This window comes from Bacillota bacterium (assembly GCA_033549065.1).
Classification (GTDB): Bacteria; Bacillota; Dethiobacteria; order DTU022; family DTU022; genus JAWSUE01.
The window spans coordinates 21,703-37,926 of record JAWSUE010000004.1 but is presented as its reverse complement, the minus strand read 5'-3'; the positions used below and the strand labels follow the sequence as shown (position 1 = coordinate 37,926).

Annotated in this window: 14 protein-coding genes and 1 pseudogene; 7 read left to right on the top strand and 8 right to left on the bottom strand. The window is 44.7% G+C overall.

What is annotated here, in order from left to right; genetic code table 11:
- Window positions 1-147: 147 nt before the first annotated feature.
- Entirely contained in the window at window positions 148-1,347 is a 1,200-nt protein-coding gene (locus SCJ97_03465) for an FprA family A-type flavoprotein (protein ID MDW7739104.1), read from the bottom strand.
- A 147-nt stretch (window positions 1,348-1,494) separates the two neighbouring features.
- Here SCJ97_03465 and SCJ97_03460 point away from each other — a divergent pair, with 147 nt between their 5' ends.
- From SCJ97_03460 to SCJ97_03450, 3 genes are all read left to right on the top strand, one after another.
- Window positions 1,495-1,977, top strand: a complete 483-nt coding sequence (locus SCJ97_03460) for an acyl-CoA thioesterase (protein MDW7739103.1) — start codon at window positions 1,495-1,497, stop codon at window positions 1,975-1,977.
- Between the two features lie 75 nt (window positions 1,978-2,052).
- Window positions 2,053-2,406: a DUF937 domain-containing protein gene (locus SCJ97_03455; protein ID MDW7739102.1), complete on the top strand. Its 354-nt coding sequence runs from the start codon at window positions 2,053-2,055 to the stop codon at window positions 2,404-2,406.
- Window positions 2,407-2,587: 181 nt separating this feature from the next.
- Window positions 2,588-3,826, top strand: a complete 1,239-nt coding sequence (locus SCJ97_03450) for an amidohydrolase family protein (protein MDW7739101.1) — start codon at window positions 2,588-2,590, stop codon at window positions 3,824-3,826.
- A 56-nt stretch (window positions 3,827-3,882) separates the two neighbouring features.
- Here the strand turns inward: SCJ97_03450 and SCJ97_03445 are convergent, their stop codons facing one another.
- The 4 genes and pseudogenes from SCJ97_03445 to SCJ97_03430 all read right to left on the bottom strand — a co-directional run bounded on the left by SCJ97_03445 (window position 3,883) and on the right by SCJ97_03430 (window position 5,985).
- Window positions 3,883-4,017: a hypothetical protein gene (locus tag SCJ97_03445; GenBank protein ID MDW7739100.1), complete on the bottom strand. Its 135-nt coding sequence runs from the start codon at window positions 4,015-4,017 to the stop codon at window positions 3,883-3,885.
- Window positions 4,018-4,070: 53 nt separating this feature from the next.
- Window positions 4,071-4,166: pseudogene (locus SCJ97_03440) on the bottom strand (transcriptional regulator).
- A 144-nt stretch (window positions 4,167-4,310) separates the two neighbouring features.
- Complete coding sequence (locus SCJ97_03435; GenBank protein MDW7739099.1) at window positions 4,311-4,481, bottom strand: FmdB family zinc ribbon protein; 171 nt, start codon at window positions 4,479-4,481, stop codon at window positions 4,311-4,313.
- A 73-nt stretch (window positions 4,482-4,554) separates the two neighbouring features.
- Window positions 4,555-5,985, bottom strand: a complete 1,431-nt coding sequence (locus SCJ97_03430) for an aminotransferase class V-fold PLP-dependent enzyme (protein MDW7739098.1) — start codon at window positions 5,983-5,985, stop codon at window positions 4,555-4,557.
- Window positions 5,986-6,170: 185 nt separating this feature from the next.
- Between SCJ97_03430 and SCJ97_03425 the strand changes: the two genes are divergently transcribed.
- Both SCJ97_03425 and SCJ97_03420 read left to right on the top strand, forming a co-directional pair.
- On the top strand, window positions 6,171-7,523 hold the full coding sequence (locus SCJ97_03425) for an MFS transporter (GenBank protein ID MDW7739097.1): 1,353 nt from the start codon (window positions 6,171-6,173) through the stop codon (window positions 7,521-7,523).
- A gap of 260 nt (window positions 7,524-7,783) precedes the next feature.
- On the top strand, window positions 7,784-8,098 hold the full coding sequence (locus tag SCJ97_03420) for an antibiotic biosynthesis monooxygenase family protein (protein MDW7739096.1): 315 nt from the start codon (window positions 7,784-7,786) through the stop codon (window positions 8,096-8,098).
- A gap of 185 nt (window positions 8,099-8,283) precedes the next feature.
- Here SCJ97_03420 and SCJ97_03415 read toward each other — a convergent pair whose 3' ends face one another.
- Together SCJ97_03415 and SCJ97_03410 are read right to left on the bottom strand one after the other, a co-directional pair.
- Entirely contained in the window at window positions 8,284-11,640 is a 3,357-nt protein-coding gene (locus SCJ97_03415) for a BTAD domain-containing putative transcriptional regulator (protein ID MDW7739095.1), read from the bottom strand.
- Between the two features lie 209 nt (window positions 11,641-11,849).
- A complete protein-coding gene (locus SCJ97_03410; protein ID MDW7739094.1) occupies window positions 11,850-12,275 on the bottom strand; it encodes an ester cyclase in 426 nt (141 codons plus the stop codon).
- 194 nt (window positions 12,276-12,469) lie between these two features.
- Here SCJ97_03410 and SCJ97_03405 point away from each other — a divergent pair, with 194 nt between their 5' ends.
- Both SCJ97_03405 and SCJ97_03400 read left to right on the top strand, forming a co-directional pair.
- On the top strand, window positions 12,470-13,933 hold the full coding sequence (locus SCJ97_03405) for an FAD-binding oxidoreductase (GenBank protein MDW7739093.1): 1,464 nt from the start codon (window positions 12,470-12,472) through the stop codon (window positions 13,931-13,933).
- Window positions 13,921-15,006, top strand: a complete 1,086-nt coding sequence (locus tag SCJ97_03400; protein ID MDW7739092.1) for a (Fe-S)-binding protein — start codon at window positions 13,921-13,923, stop codon at window positions 15,004-15,006. The genes SCJ97_03405 and SCJ97_03400 overlap by 13 nt, the downstream gene beginning before the upstream one ends.
- Before the next feature lie 44 nt (window positions 15,007-15,050).
- On the opposite strand, the gene SCJ97_03395 is transcribed toward SCJ97_03400, so the two are convergent.
- Window positions 15,051-16,196: an ATP-dependent 6-phosphofructokinase gene (locus SCJ97_03395; protein MDW7739091.1), complete on the bottom strand. Its 1,146-nt coding sequence runs from the start codon at window positions 16,194-16,196 to the stop codon at window positions 15,051-15,053.
- Window positions 16,197-16,224: the final 28 nt, after the last annotated feature.

Genomic DNA, 16,224 nt, shown 5'->3' with positions numbered 1-16,224 from the left:
CGGCTTCCGAATCAGGCTTGCGCCCTTTTCTTTTTCCGGTTTTTCCCTTTGAGCCGGGCCCGGTTCACCTTTCAGTCCCTCAGAACCTGGTATCTAGTATATTAGCATGTTACTAAAAAGTTGTCAATGAATTTTTAAAATTTTATACTAACGATTCAAGATCATTTCACCAAATTTTTTGCCAAAGGCTTCACCTTCTTTAAAATCCTCAGGTGATGGTCCCCCGATAAAATCAAAAGCTTCAACTAACTCCCATTTCAAACCTTCAATCCGTTTGTCCAGTTCTCTGCGAGCTCCTCCCGACCAACCGTAACTTCCAAAATAGGCTAACTTCTTGTTTTTAATTGCCTTTCTTTCTGCCAGATCAAGGAGGTGGGCAGCAGGTGGAAAAAGCCGGGCTTCGTAAGTCGGTACCCCAAGTATAACACCCTGTTTTGACCAGAGTGAAGGGAGAATATAACTGCCGTGTGTTCTTGCCACATCATAAATATCAACTTCAACACCGGCGCCAGTTAAACCCTGCAGAACAGAATCCATCATTGCCCCGGTATTGCCATACATTGATCCGTATAGAACTGTTACAGCAGGTTCTCCATGATTGTTGGCATATTCAGCCCATTTCTTATAAAGCTCTATTATTCTGCCGGGTTTTTTTCGCCAAACCAATCCATGGGATGGAGCAATAATTTTAATTGGAATTTCAGATAGCCGGGCTATCGCTTTTAATACCTGACCGCTGAAAGATGCGACTATGTTTGCGTAATAACGTAGAGCTTCTTTTTCGTAAAAGTCAAAATCAGTATAATCATCATCAAATATGTCCCCTCTTAAAGCGCCGTATCCTCCAAATCCGTCGCAGGAAAATAATATTTGCGAATCTGGCTCGTAGGTCATCATTGTCTCCGGCCAGTGAATAAAAGGAGTCATGAAGAATTTAATCATTTTTCCACCAAGGTCGAGTTCTTCTCCATCGCTTACTATGCGAACCTTTTCAGTTATGCCAAAAAAATTAGCTACCATTGGAACGGCTTTAGCCGAACAGAGAATCTCTGCATCAGGGGCGAGTTCCCTTAATATCTTTAAGACCCCGGTGTGGTCAGGCTCCATGTGGTTGAGAATAATGTAATCGATCTTTGACACCTCAACGATTTCATTGATCCGGTCAATATATTCCTCTATCTTTGTTGATTTGGCCAGGTCAACGATTGCTTTCTTATCGCTGTTAATCAAGTAAGAGTTGTAAGATACCCCTTCCCTGGTTATCGGCCACAATCCCTCAAAAAGATCTGTTGTGTGATCATTGACTCCGATCCAGTAAATATCAGGCTGAATGGTAACAGCAGGCATATCTGGCACCTCCCGGAATTAAATTGAAATGATAAACGAAGCATTCTTATAGATAATTTATTATATCATTAAACAGATCAATACCGCTTGAGGTATAATTAGAAAAAGTCTTATATCAGACATATAACACAAAACCAGGGAGGAACCATGAAAGAAAAATCTATTAAAGAAAGCCAGCTGACAATTGTTCAGCAGATGGTTCAGGCCGATGCAAACCTGGCTGGGAACGTGCATGGTGGAGTTATCATGAAATTGATCGACAGCACAGCCGGAATTGTTGCCGCCAGGCATTCTTCCAGCAACGTGGTTACTGCTTCGATAGACCGGCTCGATTTCCATAATCCGGTTTATGTAGGGGAACTTCTTAAATTAAGTGCTTCAATTAATTACACGGGGACATCTTCCATGGAAGTGGGAGTAAGGGTAGAAGCTGAAAATGTGATGACAGGGGAATGCCGCCATACAGCCTCTGCTTATCTCACTTTCGTAGCGCTTGACAAGGACGGAAAACCCACAAAAGTACCGCCCCTTGCTCTCGCGGGTGAGGATGAGAACAGAAGATACCAGGAAGCTTCCGAGAGGCGTAAAATCAGGCTTGTGGAGCGTAAAAGAGAAGCTGGAAATGATTGAAGGAAATTTATTATACTGTGTGATTAAGTGATATAATTGAGCTGATAACAAACTAAAGATGATAAGGTTGATAACATCACAGACTTCTTAAAGAATGTTGATACCAAGGACGGAGCCAAAATGCTTCAGCATATCTTTTCCGGAAACAATGATCGGGTCCAGAATAACCTGGCCAGGCAAACCGGAATGAAAAAGGACCAGGTATCAGGCGTTTTGACCCAGTTGGCTCCATTACTGATCGGTGCGTTAGGACAACAGAAAAAAGAGCAGAAACTGGATGAATCAGGCATTTCAGGATTATTGAATGGGCTGATGGGTCAGGGTGACAGCGGAGTGATGGGTCTGGTTACAAACATGCTGGATAAAGATCAGGATGGCAGCATCGTTGATGATATTGGCGGAATGCTGGGCAATTTCTTTAAGAAATAGCCTAAAAATTATCAAGCTGAGGGTAGAAAAAATTAGGCATCTGAAAATCTATTTAAATAATCATCAAAAACTAAACTTCCTGAGTCGATCTGAAAAATGGGCAACGGAAGTTTTTTATTACAGATTTGGCTGATGCGATGATAAATAATATTATAAATACGCTGAAAGCGGGGTGACGAGAATGAAAAATTATGACATCCTGATCCAAAATGCTCGGCTGCGAGGGCAGGGCGGCAGGCTTTTTCAAATAGGTATCGGTAGGGGTAAGATCACCAGCCTGGCGAAAGAAATAAACGGCACTGCTGAAATAGAAATTGATGCCCGAGGGAACCTGGTAACCGAATCGTTTGTCAACCCCCACCTTCATTTGTGCAAGGTGTATACCCTGATGATGATGGACGATGAAGCAATGAAGTCTTACCAGGGTTCTGATAAATCTATGGGTAAAGCGATGACCGGGATTGAACTGGCCATGCGGGTAAAAGAAAACTATGCCGAGAAGTGGATCATCAAAAATGTCAGGAAGGCAGTTGCTCTCTCTGCTTTGTATGGAGGCACCCATATCCGGGCGTTGGCTGATGTTGACAGTAAAGCCCGCCTGGAAGGTGTTAAAGCTCTGCTCAAAGCCCGAGATGAATTTAAAGGTATCGTTGAAATACAAGTTGTCGCCTTTGCCCAGGACGGTATTGTCCGTGAACCGGAGGCCGCTAAGCTGGTTCGAGAGGCGATGAAGTTAGGGGCCGATGTGGTCGGCGGTATTCCCTGGATCGAATATACGGAAGCGGATATCAGGGAACATATCAAAGTTATATTTGATATTGCCGAAGAGTTCGATGCCGATGTATCAATGTTGGTCGATGATGCCGGTGACCCGGGACTGCGAACAACAGAGTTAATGGCTTTGGAGACAATCAAGCGAAATCGCGTAGGCCGTTCATTGGCTCATCATGCCAGGGCCATGGCTCTTTATCCCCAACCTTATTTTCAAAAACTGTCAGCGTTACTAAAAAAAGCAGGAATGGGGGTAGTCAGCGACCCGCATACCGGTCCACTGCATGCTCGCGTTCAGGACCTTTTAGAAGAGGGCAACCTGGTTTGCCTGGGACAGGACGATATATCAGATGCTTACTATGCGTTTGGCCGCAATAACATGCTGGAAATAGCATTTCTGGCTTCACACCTCTTATGGATGACTACCCGACCGGAAATCGAAGTATTATATGACATGATCACTTCCAGGGCTGCAGAATGTATCGGGCTCAGGAATTTTAAACTTAAAGTAGGTGAACAAGCTAACCTGGTTATTCTTGATGTTCCCGACACACTCGAGGCGCTGCGTTATCATGAAGCACCGAAATATGTGATCAGCCATGGTAAATTAGTTGATCAGATAAAAATGCAAGCGATTATTGCCAGTTAAGATTTATTTTCATAAACTAATCAGGGAAAACATGAACATGATCTCCAGGTTCCAGCCTACCATCGTTCGCAGTGCCGTATCGCCCGGAACCGTCCAGAATGCAGAATAACCGGTAAGGTGCATGACCCATACCATTTGAAAGTGGTTAAGTCCCTCAAACCTTCCAGCGCCTGCAGCGTTGCTTCAGTCATCTTCAGATCCTCCTTAAGCATTTGTAGTTGCAGGACTTTATGTTATTACGCCTGATAAAATGCATAGGCGGAACATCAATAAGCATCGGCTTTGCTTTTGGTAAATAAAGATCTTTGTAATCCTTTTTGAAATCCACCTTATCGGGCATTTCTTTTCCCCCTGTGGGTATTTACCTGAAAGATTCTGGTCATCAATGAATATCCCTGCAGAAATGATTAATTGAGTTGTAATAATATAAAGAAAAATCAGTGCGAGGCACTGATTTTCTACATATAAATCTATATTGATTTTTTTAATGCAGGTGGGTCGATCCGATTACAATGCTGTTGCCAAAGTATTGGATTGTTTTTTTGCTTTTGCATTCCGGGCAGGTATGAATTGTGCCTTTTTCTTTTTCTGCGAGAGTCTCCGTAATCTCAAAGATCTTGCCACAATCCCGGCAGATGTATTCGTAATTAGGCATAACAGCAACCCTCCTTACCGGCTTGTTGTTATTAAAATATTCTACTTTGATTTTCAGAAATCCTTCATTTTGTTTAGCTGGTCATATTGAAAAAGACTTTTAACAATTCGTCGCGGACATCAGCCGGTAGTAAGTCCAGGATAGTATTTAGAGTTGCCATCTCTTTGGGCAGTTCCATGCCGGTTAACCCGATGACCGGTATGATGGCCATCATTACCTCTTCAACCGGTTTACCGGATACTTCTTTTACTATTTCAGCCAACTCATCCCGGTTTACAGATGATCCCGACCTAACTAGTGAAGCAACTACATCGTTTAAATCCTTTAAAAACAGTTCAGCCTGCGGCACGTTGGCCTGGGTTATGCTCACATGCAGATTTGCCGGCCCACCCCCAAAGGAATATTGTGGGGTCATCTGCCAGCCACGCTTGCGCATCAAGTCATCGACTTCAAAGATGTTAACCTGATGGGAAGTCATTGTAAACATGCACATGTCCGGTTTTCCAAGTACATCTAAACCTTCAATACCGGCAATCCCCTCCAGTATTACTTTTGTAGCTTCCTGGGATTGACGGACAATTTCCCTGAAACCTTCTTCGCCAAGGTAGCGCATTACGGCGTATGCAGCTGCAATCGGGCCACCTGTTCGACTGCTCTGAGTGGTCGGGTTTATTAAGAAATACAGGGTTGTGCCCGAACTTACAAACCAGGCATATTTTCTAAGTTCGCGGTTACGGTATAAAACCACCGATGCATTTTTGGGTGTGTATCCGTACTTGTGTAAGTCAGCAGATATACTGGTTACTCCTGGGACAGAAAAGTCAAAATCCCGGACCTCTTCACCCATTCGTCTCAATACAGAAAGATATATTCCACCAACACATCCATCGACATGAAATAGAATGTTCTTTTCGCTGGCCAGAGAGGCCATTTCACTGATGGGATCGATGGAACCATGAGAATAATTGGGAGCCGAACCAACGGCAAGAATTGTATTAGAGCCAAGAGCATTTTTATATGAGTCGAGGTCGGCGCGGAATTCATCCAACTCTACGGCAGTCTGGATTACCTTAAGGTCAAAGTAATGGGCAGCTTTAAGAAAAGCGGGATGAGCGGTTACCGGCAGGACCATTTCCGGCCTGGTTATCTCAGGTCGGTTTATACGGGCCCAATCCCTTGCTGTTTTAACAGCCATCAGGATACTTTCGGTACCTCCACTCGTTATGTTGCCTACTGCTTCATCATCTCCTCGGAGCAGTTCAACAACAGAATCTAATATTTCTTTTTCGATCAGTCCTATACTTGGGTACATTGTTATCCAAAGAGCATTCTGGGCCAGAAATTTGTTGTAGGCTTCAATGGCAAGCTCGTGGGCTTTATCACCGGGATTATAGACTCCTGATAAAACTTTTCCATCCTGCCAGTTTACATCCTTCGCGGCAAAATTTTTGAGTTCCCTGAGGACTTCTTCTCGCGTTGTTCCTGTCGGCTGTAAGGCACCCATTTAAATTAACACCTCCGAACTGAGTTAAAAAATATTTACATATATTGGACATTATATCATTAAATCGCACGTTTAGGCAGCTTATATTTACAATATTATAAAAAATACAAATTGACTTACAAAATACCGCCGTGTTAAGATCTTTCCATCAGGATTTAAAAATAAACCAGCGGAGCTGATTAAACATGGAGAAAAAGCGGTCGTTATCAGTTGGAACATATATCGGTTATGGCATTGGTTCGGTGGGGACCGGTATTTTTGCGACAGTGCCCGGGTTACTGCTTCTTAGTTTTATGGTCCGCTACCTGCAGATTCCACCGGCACTGGCCGGGACCGTGATCATGATACCACGATTATGGGATGTAATAACCGATCCCTTCGCCGGTTCTCTTTCCGACAGGACGCGCAGCAGATGGGGAGCGCGCAGACCCTGGATGCTGGCCGGTGCTTTAACTTTGCCGGTCGCATTTGCCTTACTTTTCAGGGTCCCCGAGCAGATTGGAACCGAGGCTGCTTGGTACTTGATGTTCATCTACATTCTTTGTACTACATTTTTCACCATTTACCAGGTGCCGTATGTATCGATGCCGGCTGAAATGAGCGAGGACTATTATGAACGAACAACAATTATGTCCTGGCGTGTTGCCTTTTTAACATTGGGAATCCTGGTGGGTGGAGCCGCTGCACCGGAAATTATCTCGGCCGGTGGAGGAGGCAGGGATGGGTTTGCCCTGATGGGAATTGTTGTTGGGGTGGTCCTATTCCTGGTACTGATCGGATCTTTCTTTGGCACCGCCCGGGTGCCTAAAGTTGAACCGGTGGCTGTAACCGCTTCTTTCAGAGAACAACTTCGGGCGGCGGGAGAAAACAAACCTTACTTTATACTCTTCGGTGCATATATCATCCAGGTCCTGGGTATTGGGGCGATGCTGGCCGGTGTTGACTTTTTCTCCAGCTATATTTTAGGCGATCCGGGACAAACCAGCATTTTATTTGTCTGCCTGATTGGGCCAGCCCTGATTACTATGCCTCTATGGGTCAGGGTTGGCCGCCGTTTTGGAAAGCTTTCAGGATATATTATCTGTACAGTGCTTTTTGCTCTCGGCGGACTCTTTTTGATGCTGGCCAGCCCTAACCAGCTTTGGTTGGTATACCTGATAGTCTTTGTCATGGGCGCCGGTTATGCCGGGACCCAGCTTTTTCCCTTCTCCATGCTGCCGGATACAATCAGTGCCGATACTCTCAGGACGGGCATGAGGCGGGCTGGTGCCTTCACAGGTTTATGGACCGCCGCAGATAAAGCCGGCTTTGCTGTTGGTCCTGCAATTTTTGCTGCTATCCTCGCAGTAACCGGTTTTATTGAGACTGAAGGCGGGGTTATCATTGATCAGCCGGCTTCAGCCTTAATGGGAGTCAGGATTGGATTTGCCCTGCTGCCGGCTCTGCTGATGGCTCTGAGCATTTTCTTCTTGCGGCGTTATAAACTGGATCCTGAAACAATCGCAGCATTGGGATTAAGCGAAAGGGAAGGCAAATAAAGCAAATCCATTTTGATTTTATATATACTGCCGGGTTAAAGATCAATCTAAATCCTGGTAACTTCTGTTCAATTAATACAATACCTACGTAATGGGAGAGCCTCAAATAAGGCTCTCTCATTGTTTACTCATTGTTAACTTTAGGCTGTTATAGTTATCTTACAATCAACAACTTAGCAACTTAATGATTTGCACTAACCCTGAACTTAAATAAAGTTTGCCATAACGATTCTTCATATCTTAGAAAGGAGGTGGATCTAATGGTTCTTTATGTTATGAAGTGGAATATCCATCCTGACAAAGTAGATGAGTATCTGAATTGGACCAAATCGTCTATTCCACGAACCATGTCAGTACCGGGAGTTATTGAATTCAGGGCGTACAGACCAGCCTCTGGAAGTTCACAGGTTGTTGTAACTTATGAATTTGCCGACATGTCATCCTGGGCTGCGTGGCAGGGACACGAAGATATGCAGGCTCTTTTATCAGAACTTCACACAGTTGCCGCTGGTATAAAGCTGGAACTGTGGGGTCCTTCACCGGTTGTCCCGGAACCTATGCGGACATGTGATTGAAAGATTTCTCATGTTCTGTATCTTTGATGCATCAAAATCAGACTTTAAATAGTAGGAGTTGAATATGCAATTCCTGGATCAGTCCTCGGTAAGCTGGCCAAATCTTTTATACTCAAGCAAAATGAACGTGAAGCAGATACACTCCTAGAAAACCTGAAGTTGAGGATGGAAACCTGACAAAACGTTTAACTGAAGCAACCCAGTTTTTGGTAAAGTTTTTCTGTTTCCGGAGACGGTGTGAGTCCAGACTCTTCTAAAAGAGTCGTCTTGAACCATTTTTGTTCTTCGGTAAATGCTTGCCGGTCTCCAAGTGCCGAATATATCTGAAGCAGCAATCGGTGTGCCGGTTCACAAAGTGGATCGGCCTCTTTTAGTTTTAACAGATAATCCATTGCCTTGTGATAACTCCCACGAAGGCGATAGAACCTTGCCAGTGCGAGAAGAGCTTCAAAATATAGGTGCCTGAGACGCACTTGACGTGGAATTGCCCATGCATACTCGATTTGCTCTGCCAAATAATCTCCCCGGTAAATTTGAACTGCTTTAGAGAGCATGCCAACACTCAGTTCACGAAGTGGTTCTTCCTGCAGACCAGCATTGATCAACCCTTCAAAGTTTTTAAAATCCAGCTGAAATAAACCTGATTGAAGCGCATAGCAGTCCTGCTTAAAGAACACCAAATCCGGTAAATCTTTACACTCGAAATGGCGGCGCAGGTAATGCATGGTTGTTCTGAAAAGGGCACTACCATTTTGAGGATCAGTCTCCGGCCATAGTTCTTCTATTAACCTCTCTTTACAAGCAGGCCTTTCAAGGTGAAGCATTAATGCTAATAGTTCACATGTTTTTCTGGTACGCCAACCGGTTATTTCTTTTTCGCCCCTGTAAAGCTGAAAGGAACCAAAAGTTTTTACTTCAATTTCTGGTTTTTCATCAAACTTTACTCTGGGATTAGTTAAACCCATTTTAGATGGTAACTGCATGTAATGTAGATAAGATTGGGCTGATTGACGAACTACCGGTGCATTATCCCTGGAAAGGATAGTTATTATTTTTAATGCATCTTCTCCTGACAGTTCTGTCAATGGTGCTATGACTCTGTGGCGCACTGCCGGATTGGGATGTTCAGAAAGTTCATAAAGCAGGTTGAGTGATAATTTGCCAAGGCGGATTAACATTTGTTGGGTGTAGGTTGTTTCAATATCATTTTCCAGGCTGAAACGTAATATAGGCTCAAGAAGTTTGGCTGTTGGCTGAAGGGCATTGCATATAAAATTTAACTTTGCCCCAAGGCTTAAAAATTTACGGGCATATTTTTCAAATTCTTTTTGCTCACCTGAATAATAGTGAATGTAAGCGATTGCTTTATAAGCCTGACAAAGTCTGGTCCTGAAATTCATAGCTGAAAGGTTGAATTCAGCTCTCATCAGGATTGCTTTTGCTTCAGGTATGTTTCCCATCAAGGCGAGAATAGTTCCGGCAAGCATTTGAACTAGCCCACAGGCCAGGTCGTTTTGTATTTCAGCGGCCTTTATTGTTTCGTCCAATATCTGCTTAGATTCAACCCAATTTCCCCGGGCAAAACGACACCAGGAAAGCAACATCTTGTTTAAAAGTAAAAAATATCTTTCCGAACCATAATGATATTGTAATTCAAGGGCTTTTGTTATGAGCTCCTCTGTTTTTTCAAAGTCTCCTATTTCATAATATATATATGATAGGGCACAGTAGGCTGATGGCAGCGTTTCGACCAGTTGGTATCTTTCCTTCACTTCAACGCTTTTAAGAGCCCACTCTAGAGCTTTGTCCATCTCGCCCCAGTCACAGTAGATATAGGGAACAGCATCCTGGGTATAATACCCGGGAAGGGTCCCTTCGGTTGAATTTTTTATGCCCCACTGGTATATCTGCAGCGCTTTGGAATGCTGTCCCTGTTGGTATAGTATATGTCCCAGTGCTTCAGCCATATGAGTACAGGCAACCATATTGCCTGCTTGTTTAGATAATTTCAAGGAATCTGTCAGATAGGTTTCTGCTTCTTTTAGATTGCCTGATAAAGTAAGATTGTAAGCTTTCTCCAATATTAAATCATAACGTTGAGCTGTTTCCTCGGTATTCAACCAGGCTGAAACCTGGTCAAGTAAAGTCATGCTATCACTATATAATCCACGGTGCCTTAATAATCTTGCCTGCAGCAATCTGCATTCGGCAAGGCCGGTATTTTCAGTATCAACTGTGAACATGGATGTAGCAATTTCTATCCATTGCTCTGCCTGATCAAGTCTGCCCCGGTAAGTTTCAATAACTGCTTTATAAAATGATAGCCAAGCACTGTTTCGGACCTGGTCATCGCTAAGTTGTTCCAACCAATTGGCTACAGTATGCCAGCGGCCATTCAGCAGATTTAGGCGCCCTGCTTCTTCCAGTACAGCCTTTGCTTCTTCGTCAAAATCAGATTGAAGATAATATTCAACAGCTTTTCCAGTTTGATTTTTCCACCGGGCTATGCGACCTGCACGGTGGAATAAATGGTTCTTTTTATTGATTAGACGATCCATTAGAAATTTTCTAAATAGCTGGTGGCAGCGGTAAGTGCTTTTTACGCCAACCAGGGGGGTTAGAAGTAAAAATTTTTCGGCCAGGGATTGTAAGATTTTTTCCGAGTCGGTACGTTCAAGCAGTAAATCACATTCTTCCGGGTTGAGTACTTTTAATACAGAGCTTTCAATCAGAAACTTCTGGTATATGGAAGGGAGTTTTTCAAGAATTTCCGAGGCCAGATAGTCATAAAGCAAACCGGACATGGGGGAATTGTCTTTAAAATTCACTGGGATAGAATCTATTAGCTTTGGGTTGACCAGTTCCATAATCGCCGGCCATCCTCCGGTAAGTCCATGGATTTTTTCCACTGTTTTTCCACTTTGAGCACCGTAAAGTTTGGAAATTACAGCCCCAGCCTCTTCTTGTGTAAAACAAAGTTCACCGGTACTTATCTGAATGGCCGATTTGTTTACATATAAACGGGAAAGTGATAAAGGAATTAGATTTCTCGAAGCGATAATTAAAAATACTTCCGGTGGAAGATGTTCTATAAACTCCTGGGCTATTGAGTGAACAACCGGTTCCTTAATCACATGATAGTCATCAAGCACAATAAGAGGGTTGGCATCAGTTCGAACAAAGTCATTGATCAGCAGTGATGCTATAAAGCGAGGCATTTTTCTCAGTTTTTCACCGCTCATAGTCAGCTGAAGGACCTTATCACCGATATTTGGCCAGTGGGATTGCAAGCCCTTCGTAAGGTATTGAAGAAAAAGAGCCGGATCGTTGTCGTTGCGATCAAGATGAAACCAAACCAGTGGTCTTTCTAATTTGTGACTAAGCTGTAATGTGAGAATGGTTTTTCCGTAACCAGCAGGAGCGGTGATTATTATAATGCGTGTTTTATCTGCATTGAGAACAGGTTCTATAAGGCGTTCCCTGGGCAGCAAATTTCTGTCTTCTCTTGGTGGCATCAGCTTGGTAAGCATCACTTCAGCCATTTACGGTACATCCCGTATTTAAGACTTCTTTGTGCTTTTCAAGATGGGCTGTGTTATCTAAATAATGCAAATAATTAGTATAACTAATATACTACAGCCTTAACAATATAGCAATCAATGATTGTTTAGTTCCACATTTGCCCAAGAAGATGTGGAGCGCTTAAAAATATTTCTGCACCCCACTGTTTTCATCATTAATGGTTCTGTTTTTAGCCCATAGGAGGAATTACCCCCAGCTGCTGCAAAAATCCAAGATAATCAGAATACTCCCATTCTTCGACTATTTTACCGCCTTCCCAACGATTGATCAGACAGCCTACCAGGGTTACATCCTTGTTGGTTGGGGGAATTGGCAGTGACGGAGACTGGCCTGTATGTTTAGCTTTCCAGGCATACTGCCAGGTGCTCAGATTTCCTTCGAATACGATATTAGGGATGTCAACTTTGATATTGGAGTATGCATTTCGGGATTCGCGGGTTGATTCCTTGGCAGCTTCCAGGTTTGGAAGATCAGCAAAAGGAGGTTTGTGAAATGTGCAGTCCGGTGCATAATATTCGTCCCAGGCCTCAAAGTTACCTTTATGCCATCCTTCCAGAATTGCATTTTTGAACCTTTCTTTTTCTTTTTCATTCATCGCTTACACTCCCCGTATAATTAATTGGCCAGCTTTCATAAATTGAAAAGCCTCTTATAAAAGTTTATGCTCAGTCTGTTAACAAGGAGTAAACAAATTATTTGTATGGTAGAATCCATTCTTTATATTCCATAATGAAAATATGCAGGTAATCTCTATGGGTTATTGAATATACTCTGCGGGGAGGTGTGTGCATGGACAGACCTGATAGCACTATAATTCAGGAAGACATGGTCAGCCAGTCTGCAATTGAGAAATTTACAAAGGAAGCAGCAGCATTGATCGGAGAAGAGAATGTCTCTGTTAACAGGGCAGATTTAATATCCACCTGCCGCGACTACTGGCCCGTGAACAGTATCTGGATGCTCAATGGCGAATTCCCTGCTCTCCCGCAGGTAATTATCTGGCCTGGTAATACAGATGATGTATCAAAGATACTGTCGCTTGCTAACAGGGAGAAAATACCTGTTACTCCTTACGGTGAAGGTTCGGGCGCCCTGGGAGGAGTAATACCCCTTTACGGTGGCGCCGTTCTTGACATGAAGAAAATGAACCGTATCCGGGACCTGGACCATGATAATTTAATGGTAACAGTAGAATGCGGAATGAATGGAGCGCTGTATGAAGAAGAGTTAAACCGGGCCGGCTACACCGGCGGCCATTTCCCCCAGTCCCTGCGGTGCTCCTCCGTAGGAGGCTGGCTTGCCTGCAGGGCTGCAGGGCAATTTTCAACCCGCTACGGTAAAATTGAAGATATGACCGTATCCCTGGAAGCTGTCCTTCCTGACGGGACGATCTTTAAAGGGCGCGCTGTTCCCCGGACATCAACGGGGCCGAGGGTAGATCACCTCTTTCTAGGTTCTGAGGGCATCCTGGGGGTAATCACTGCCGCAACTTTGCGGATCTGGCCCCTGCCGGAAAAGCGGTATTTAAATTCATATACTTTTGACAGCCTGGAAAGCGGTTTGGAAGCGATTCGTCTTTTCATGAGGACCGGTACCCGGCCGGCGGTGGTTCGCCTCTACGATGCCCAGGAAACGGGTAACCATTTTCCCGAACTTGGCGACAAGCGTCCCGCACTGATCTTGCTGTTCGAAGGGGCAGAGGAAATTGTTAATGCCGAAGCCTCTCTGATTGATAAAATAGTCTTTAAACAAGGAGCTTTGAAATCAGGTTCGAAGCATGTGGAGCACTGGCTTGAGAAACGCTTCAATATCAGTCTGGCCTCGATGTTATTTCAAAAAGGAGCTGTTTTGGACACTATAGAGGTCTCCACCAACTGGCATAACGCCTATTCAACATACCTGACTATGCAGGAAGCCTTATTAAAAGTAGAAGGGACTATGCTGGCTTCCGGTCATTACTCGCACGTTTATCCTGAAGGGACGGCGCTCTATATTACAACTGTGGGGTTTCCTTCGGGTGATAAAATTGATTACTATAAAAAATTATGGTCAGGGGCAATGGAAGCATGCCTGAAGGAAGGAGCGGCCATATCACACCACCACGGAGTTGGGCTGCAAAGAGGCTTATTTATGAGAGAAGAACATGGTGAGGGGTTGGAGATTATCCGGCGAATAAAAAGCGCTCTCGATCCCCTGGGGATAATGAATCCCGGCAAACTGGGCATCGGGGAGGTGCGGAAATGGCAGAAGTAAATATGGAACAACTCCTAAACTGTGCGCTCTGCCCGAACATGTGCCGCTGTGAATGCCCGGCAGTGCAAACTCTCGGGCGCGAGGCTGTTGCCCCGGCAGGCAAGGCAAGGATTGCCGCCATGCTTAATGTAGGGCACCTGGAATGGAATGAAGAGCTGCTTGAAGCTGTAGCCAACTGCCTGGGCTGCCGCGGCTGCACCATCCACTGCCCCTTTCCTGAGTTGAACCTATGTGACGAGTTATTATTTACCCGCCTTGAAGAAAAGGGAAAAGGGGTAACCCTGCCTTCCTGGACTCCGTACCTGAACAACCTGAAAAAATACGGTAGTCCCTACGGGCAGAAACCGGAAGAGTCCTTAAAAATCTCAAACGATTCCAAGATAATCTTTTTTGCAGGATGTACTTCTATTGCTAATCATCCGCAATCAATCGAAGCAGCAAAGTACCTTTTTGAAAACGCGGGTATTTCATACCAGATGATTGATGAAGACTGCTGTGGATATCCGGCAGAAACATGGGGAGATATTGATCTGGCCAAACAGCTTGCTTCAGAGAATCGCAGAAAAATGATTGAAAGCGGGGCAAAAGTTCTGGTGACGAACTGCCCGGAATGCTGGTCTGTTTTCACTGATCGCTATGCTGCCTGGGGTTTTAAGCTTCCTTTGGAAATTATTGATGGGCCTTCATATTTTCTAAGCTTAATCCGATCTGAAAAACTAAAACCGGAGGAATTGGCTATCAGGAAAGTCAGTTACCATGATCCCTGTATCTGGGCCCGGACAGCCCAAAAAACAGAGGAGCCGAGAGAAACTTTAAAAAGCATTCCCGGCCTGAAATTAGAAGAACCTTTTGCATCAAAAGAACTTACCCGCTGCTGCGGCGGGGGCAGAATGTTTCAGCTTGCATTTCCAAAAACAGCCAACGAAATTGCCAAACGCCGCCTGGCTGAATTTCCCGCAGAGGCTACAATTGTAACTGCCTGTCCCTTCTGCCGGGAAGGCCTGATCCAGGACGATCGCCAGGCCCTCGAACTGGTTGAACTTCTCGCCGCTGCCTGCGGCAAACCAAAATAAGTGTACGATTTAAAGCCTGTCCACTTTTCGTACACTTATTTGTTTTATGATTTGTTGGTTGGGTGACAGGTTGAGGAGATGAAGACACCCAGCGCCTTCAGTTCGCGGTCGGAGCGGTTGACGGTTTTCGGTTTTAGAGCATCCTCATAGGGCACATCTGCTATTTCAAGCCCCCGGATGCCGACCATTACACCAGAGCGGTTTTCGCCAAGCAGGATATCAGCTGCCCTGATCCCGAAGCGGGTGCCCAGGATGATATCATCAGCTACCGGGGCAAGCCCTCTTAAGGTAAATCCTAAATCGGTAGTCCTTACCTCTTCAATTTTCTTTAGCCCCAGTTCAATTCTCAGCACCCTGCGTAATATCTGCGAAATGCCGCCCAGCTTTGGATTGCCAAAGGTGTCAACTTCCGGCGTTTCTTCCAACAGTGATTTGACAACAGCACTTTCCTGTTGGGCTTTCAAAATAACCGGATCGCTGCAGGATATGCTGGTTCCTTCAGCCACAACCAGGTTGACATACTGACGTTCTTTATAAAGTTGGTCTACTTGCGCACAAAACTCGCGAAGGTTTACCGGGCGTTCGGGTATGGTGATCAAATCTGCCCCGGAGGCAACGCCAATTTCCAGGGCTAACCATCCTGCCTGTCTGCCCATTACTTCGACCAATGAGATACGTCTGTGCGCCCGTGCAGAATCCGCCGTGCTTCTTGCAGCCTGAGCTCCGAAGAAGATTGCCGTGCGGAAACCGATCATCACATCGGTGCCCGATACATCATTGTCAATACTTTTGGGAGCCATCACGGTCGGTAACCCCCTGTTTTCAAATCGGAGGGCAGAAAGCAGGGTATCATTTCCGCCTGTTCCCAGAATTCCATCTACACCAAGGCGCTTCAGGTTGTTCAATATTATATCAGGATAGCCCTTTGCCTCATTTTCATCGGTAAAAGGGTTAAAGCGGGATGACTCCAAAATAGTGCTCGATCGATTTTCCAGGCCTATCACTTTAGCCGTATCCAGGTATAAGAGGTGGTCATCCAGGTTATCGGCAGCTAAACCAGCAAAAGCGTTCCTGACTCCAATAAACTCCACGCCATACTCACTGTTACCCCTGCGGACAACTGAGGCAAGAAAAGCGTTTATTCCCGGACAATCTCCCCCGCCGGTTATTAATGCAATTTTGCGGGTCATTATCAACACTCCAAATTTTTATTATGTT

Bases quoted from the DNA above. Each gene is read 5' to 3' on its own strand.
- SCJ97_03465 (MDW7739104.1), bottom strand. From the start codon at position 1,347: ATGCCTGCTGTTACCATTCAGCCTGATATTTACTGGATCGGAGTCAAT.
- SCJ97_03460 (MDW7739103.1), top strand. From the start codon at position 1,495: ATGAAAGAAAAATCTATTAAAGAAAGCCAGCTGACAATTGTTCAGCAG.
- SCJ97_03450 (MDW7739101.1), top strand. From the start codon at position 2,588: ATGAAAAATTATGACATCCTGATCCAAAATGCTCGGCTGCGAGGGCAG.
- SCJ97_03445 (MDW7739100.1), bottom strand. From the start codon at position 4,017: ATGACTGAAGCAACGCTGCAGGCGCTGGAAGGTTTGAGGGACTTAACC.
- SCJ97_03435 (MDW7739099.1), bottom strand. From the start codon at position 4,481: ATGCCTAATTACGAATACATCTGCCGGGATTGTGGCAAGATCTTTGAG.
- SCJ97_03430 (MDW7739098.1), bottom strand. From the start codon at position 5,985: ATGGGTGCCTTACAGCCGACAGGAACAACGCGAGAAGAAGTCCTCAGG.
- SCJ97_03425 (MDW7739097.1), top strand. From the start codon at position 6,171: ATGGAGAAAAAGCGGTCGTTATCAGTTGGAACATATATCGGTTATGGC.
- SCJ97_03420 (MDW7739096.1), top strand. From the start codon at position 7,784: ATGGTTCTTTATGTTATGAAGTGGAATATCCATCCTGACAAAGTAGAT.
- SCJ97_03415 (MDW7739095.1), bottom strand. From the start codon at position 11,640: ATGGCTGAAGTGATGCTTACCAAGCTGATGCCACCAAGAGAAGACAGA.
- SCJ97_03410 (MDW7739094.1), bottom strand. From the start codon at position 12,275: ATGAATGAAAAAGAAAAAGAAAGGTTCAAAAATGCAATTCTGGAAGGA.
- SCJ97_03405 (MDW7739093.1), top strand. From the start codon at position 12,470: ATGGACAGACCTGATAGCACTATAATTCAGGAAGACATGGTCAGCCAG.
- SCJ97_03400 (MDW7739092.1), top strand. From the start codon at position 13,921: ATGGCAGAAGTAAATATGGAACAACTCCTAAACTGTGCGCTCTGCCCG.
- SCJ97_03395 (MDW7739091.1), bottom strand. From the start codon at position 16,196: ATGACCCGCAAAATTGCATTAATAACCGGCGGGGGAGATTGTCCGGGA.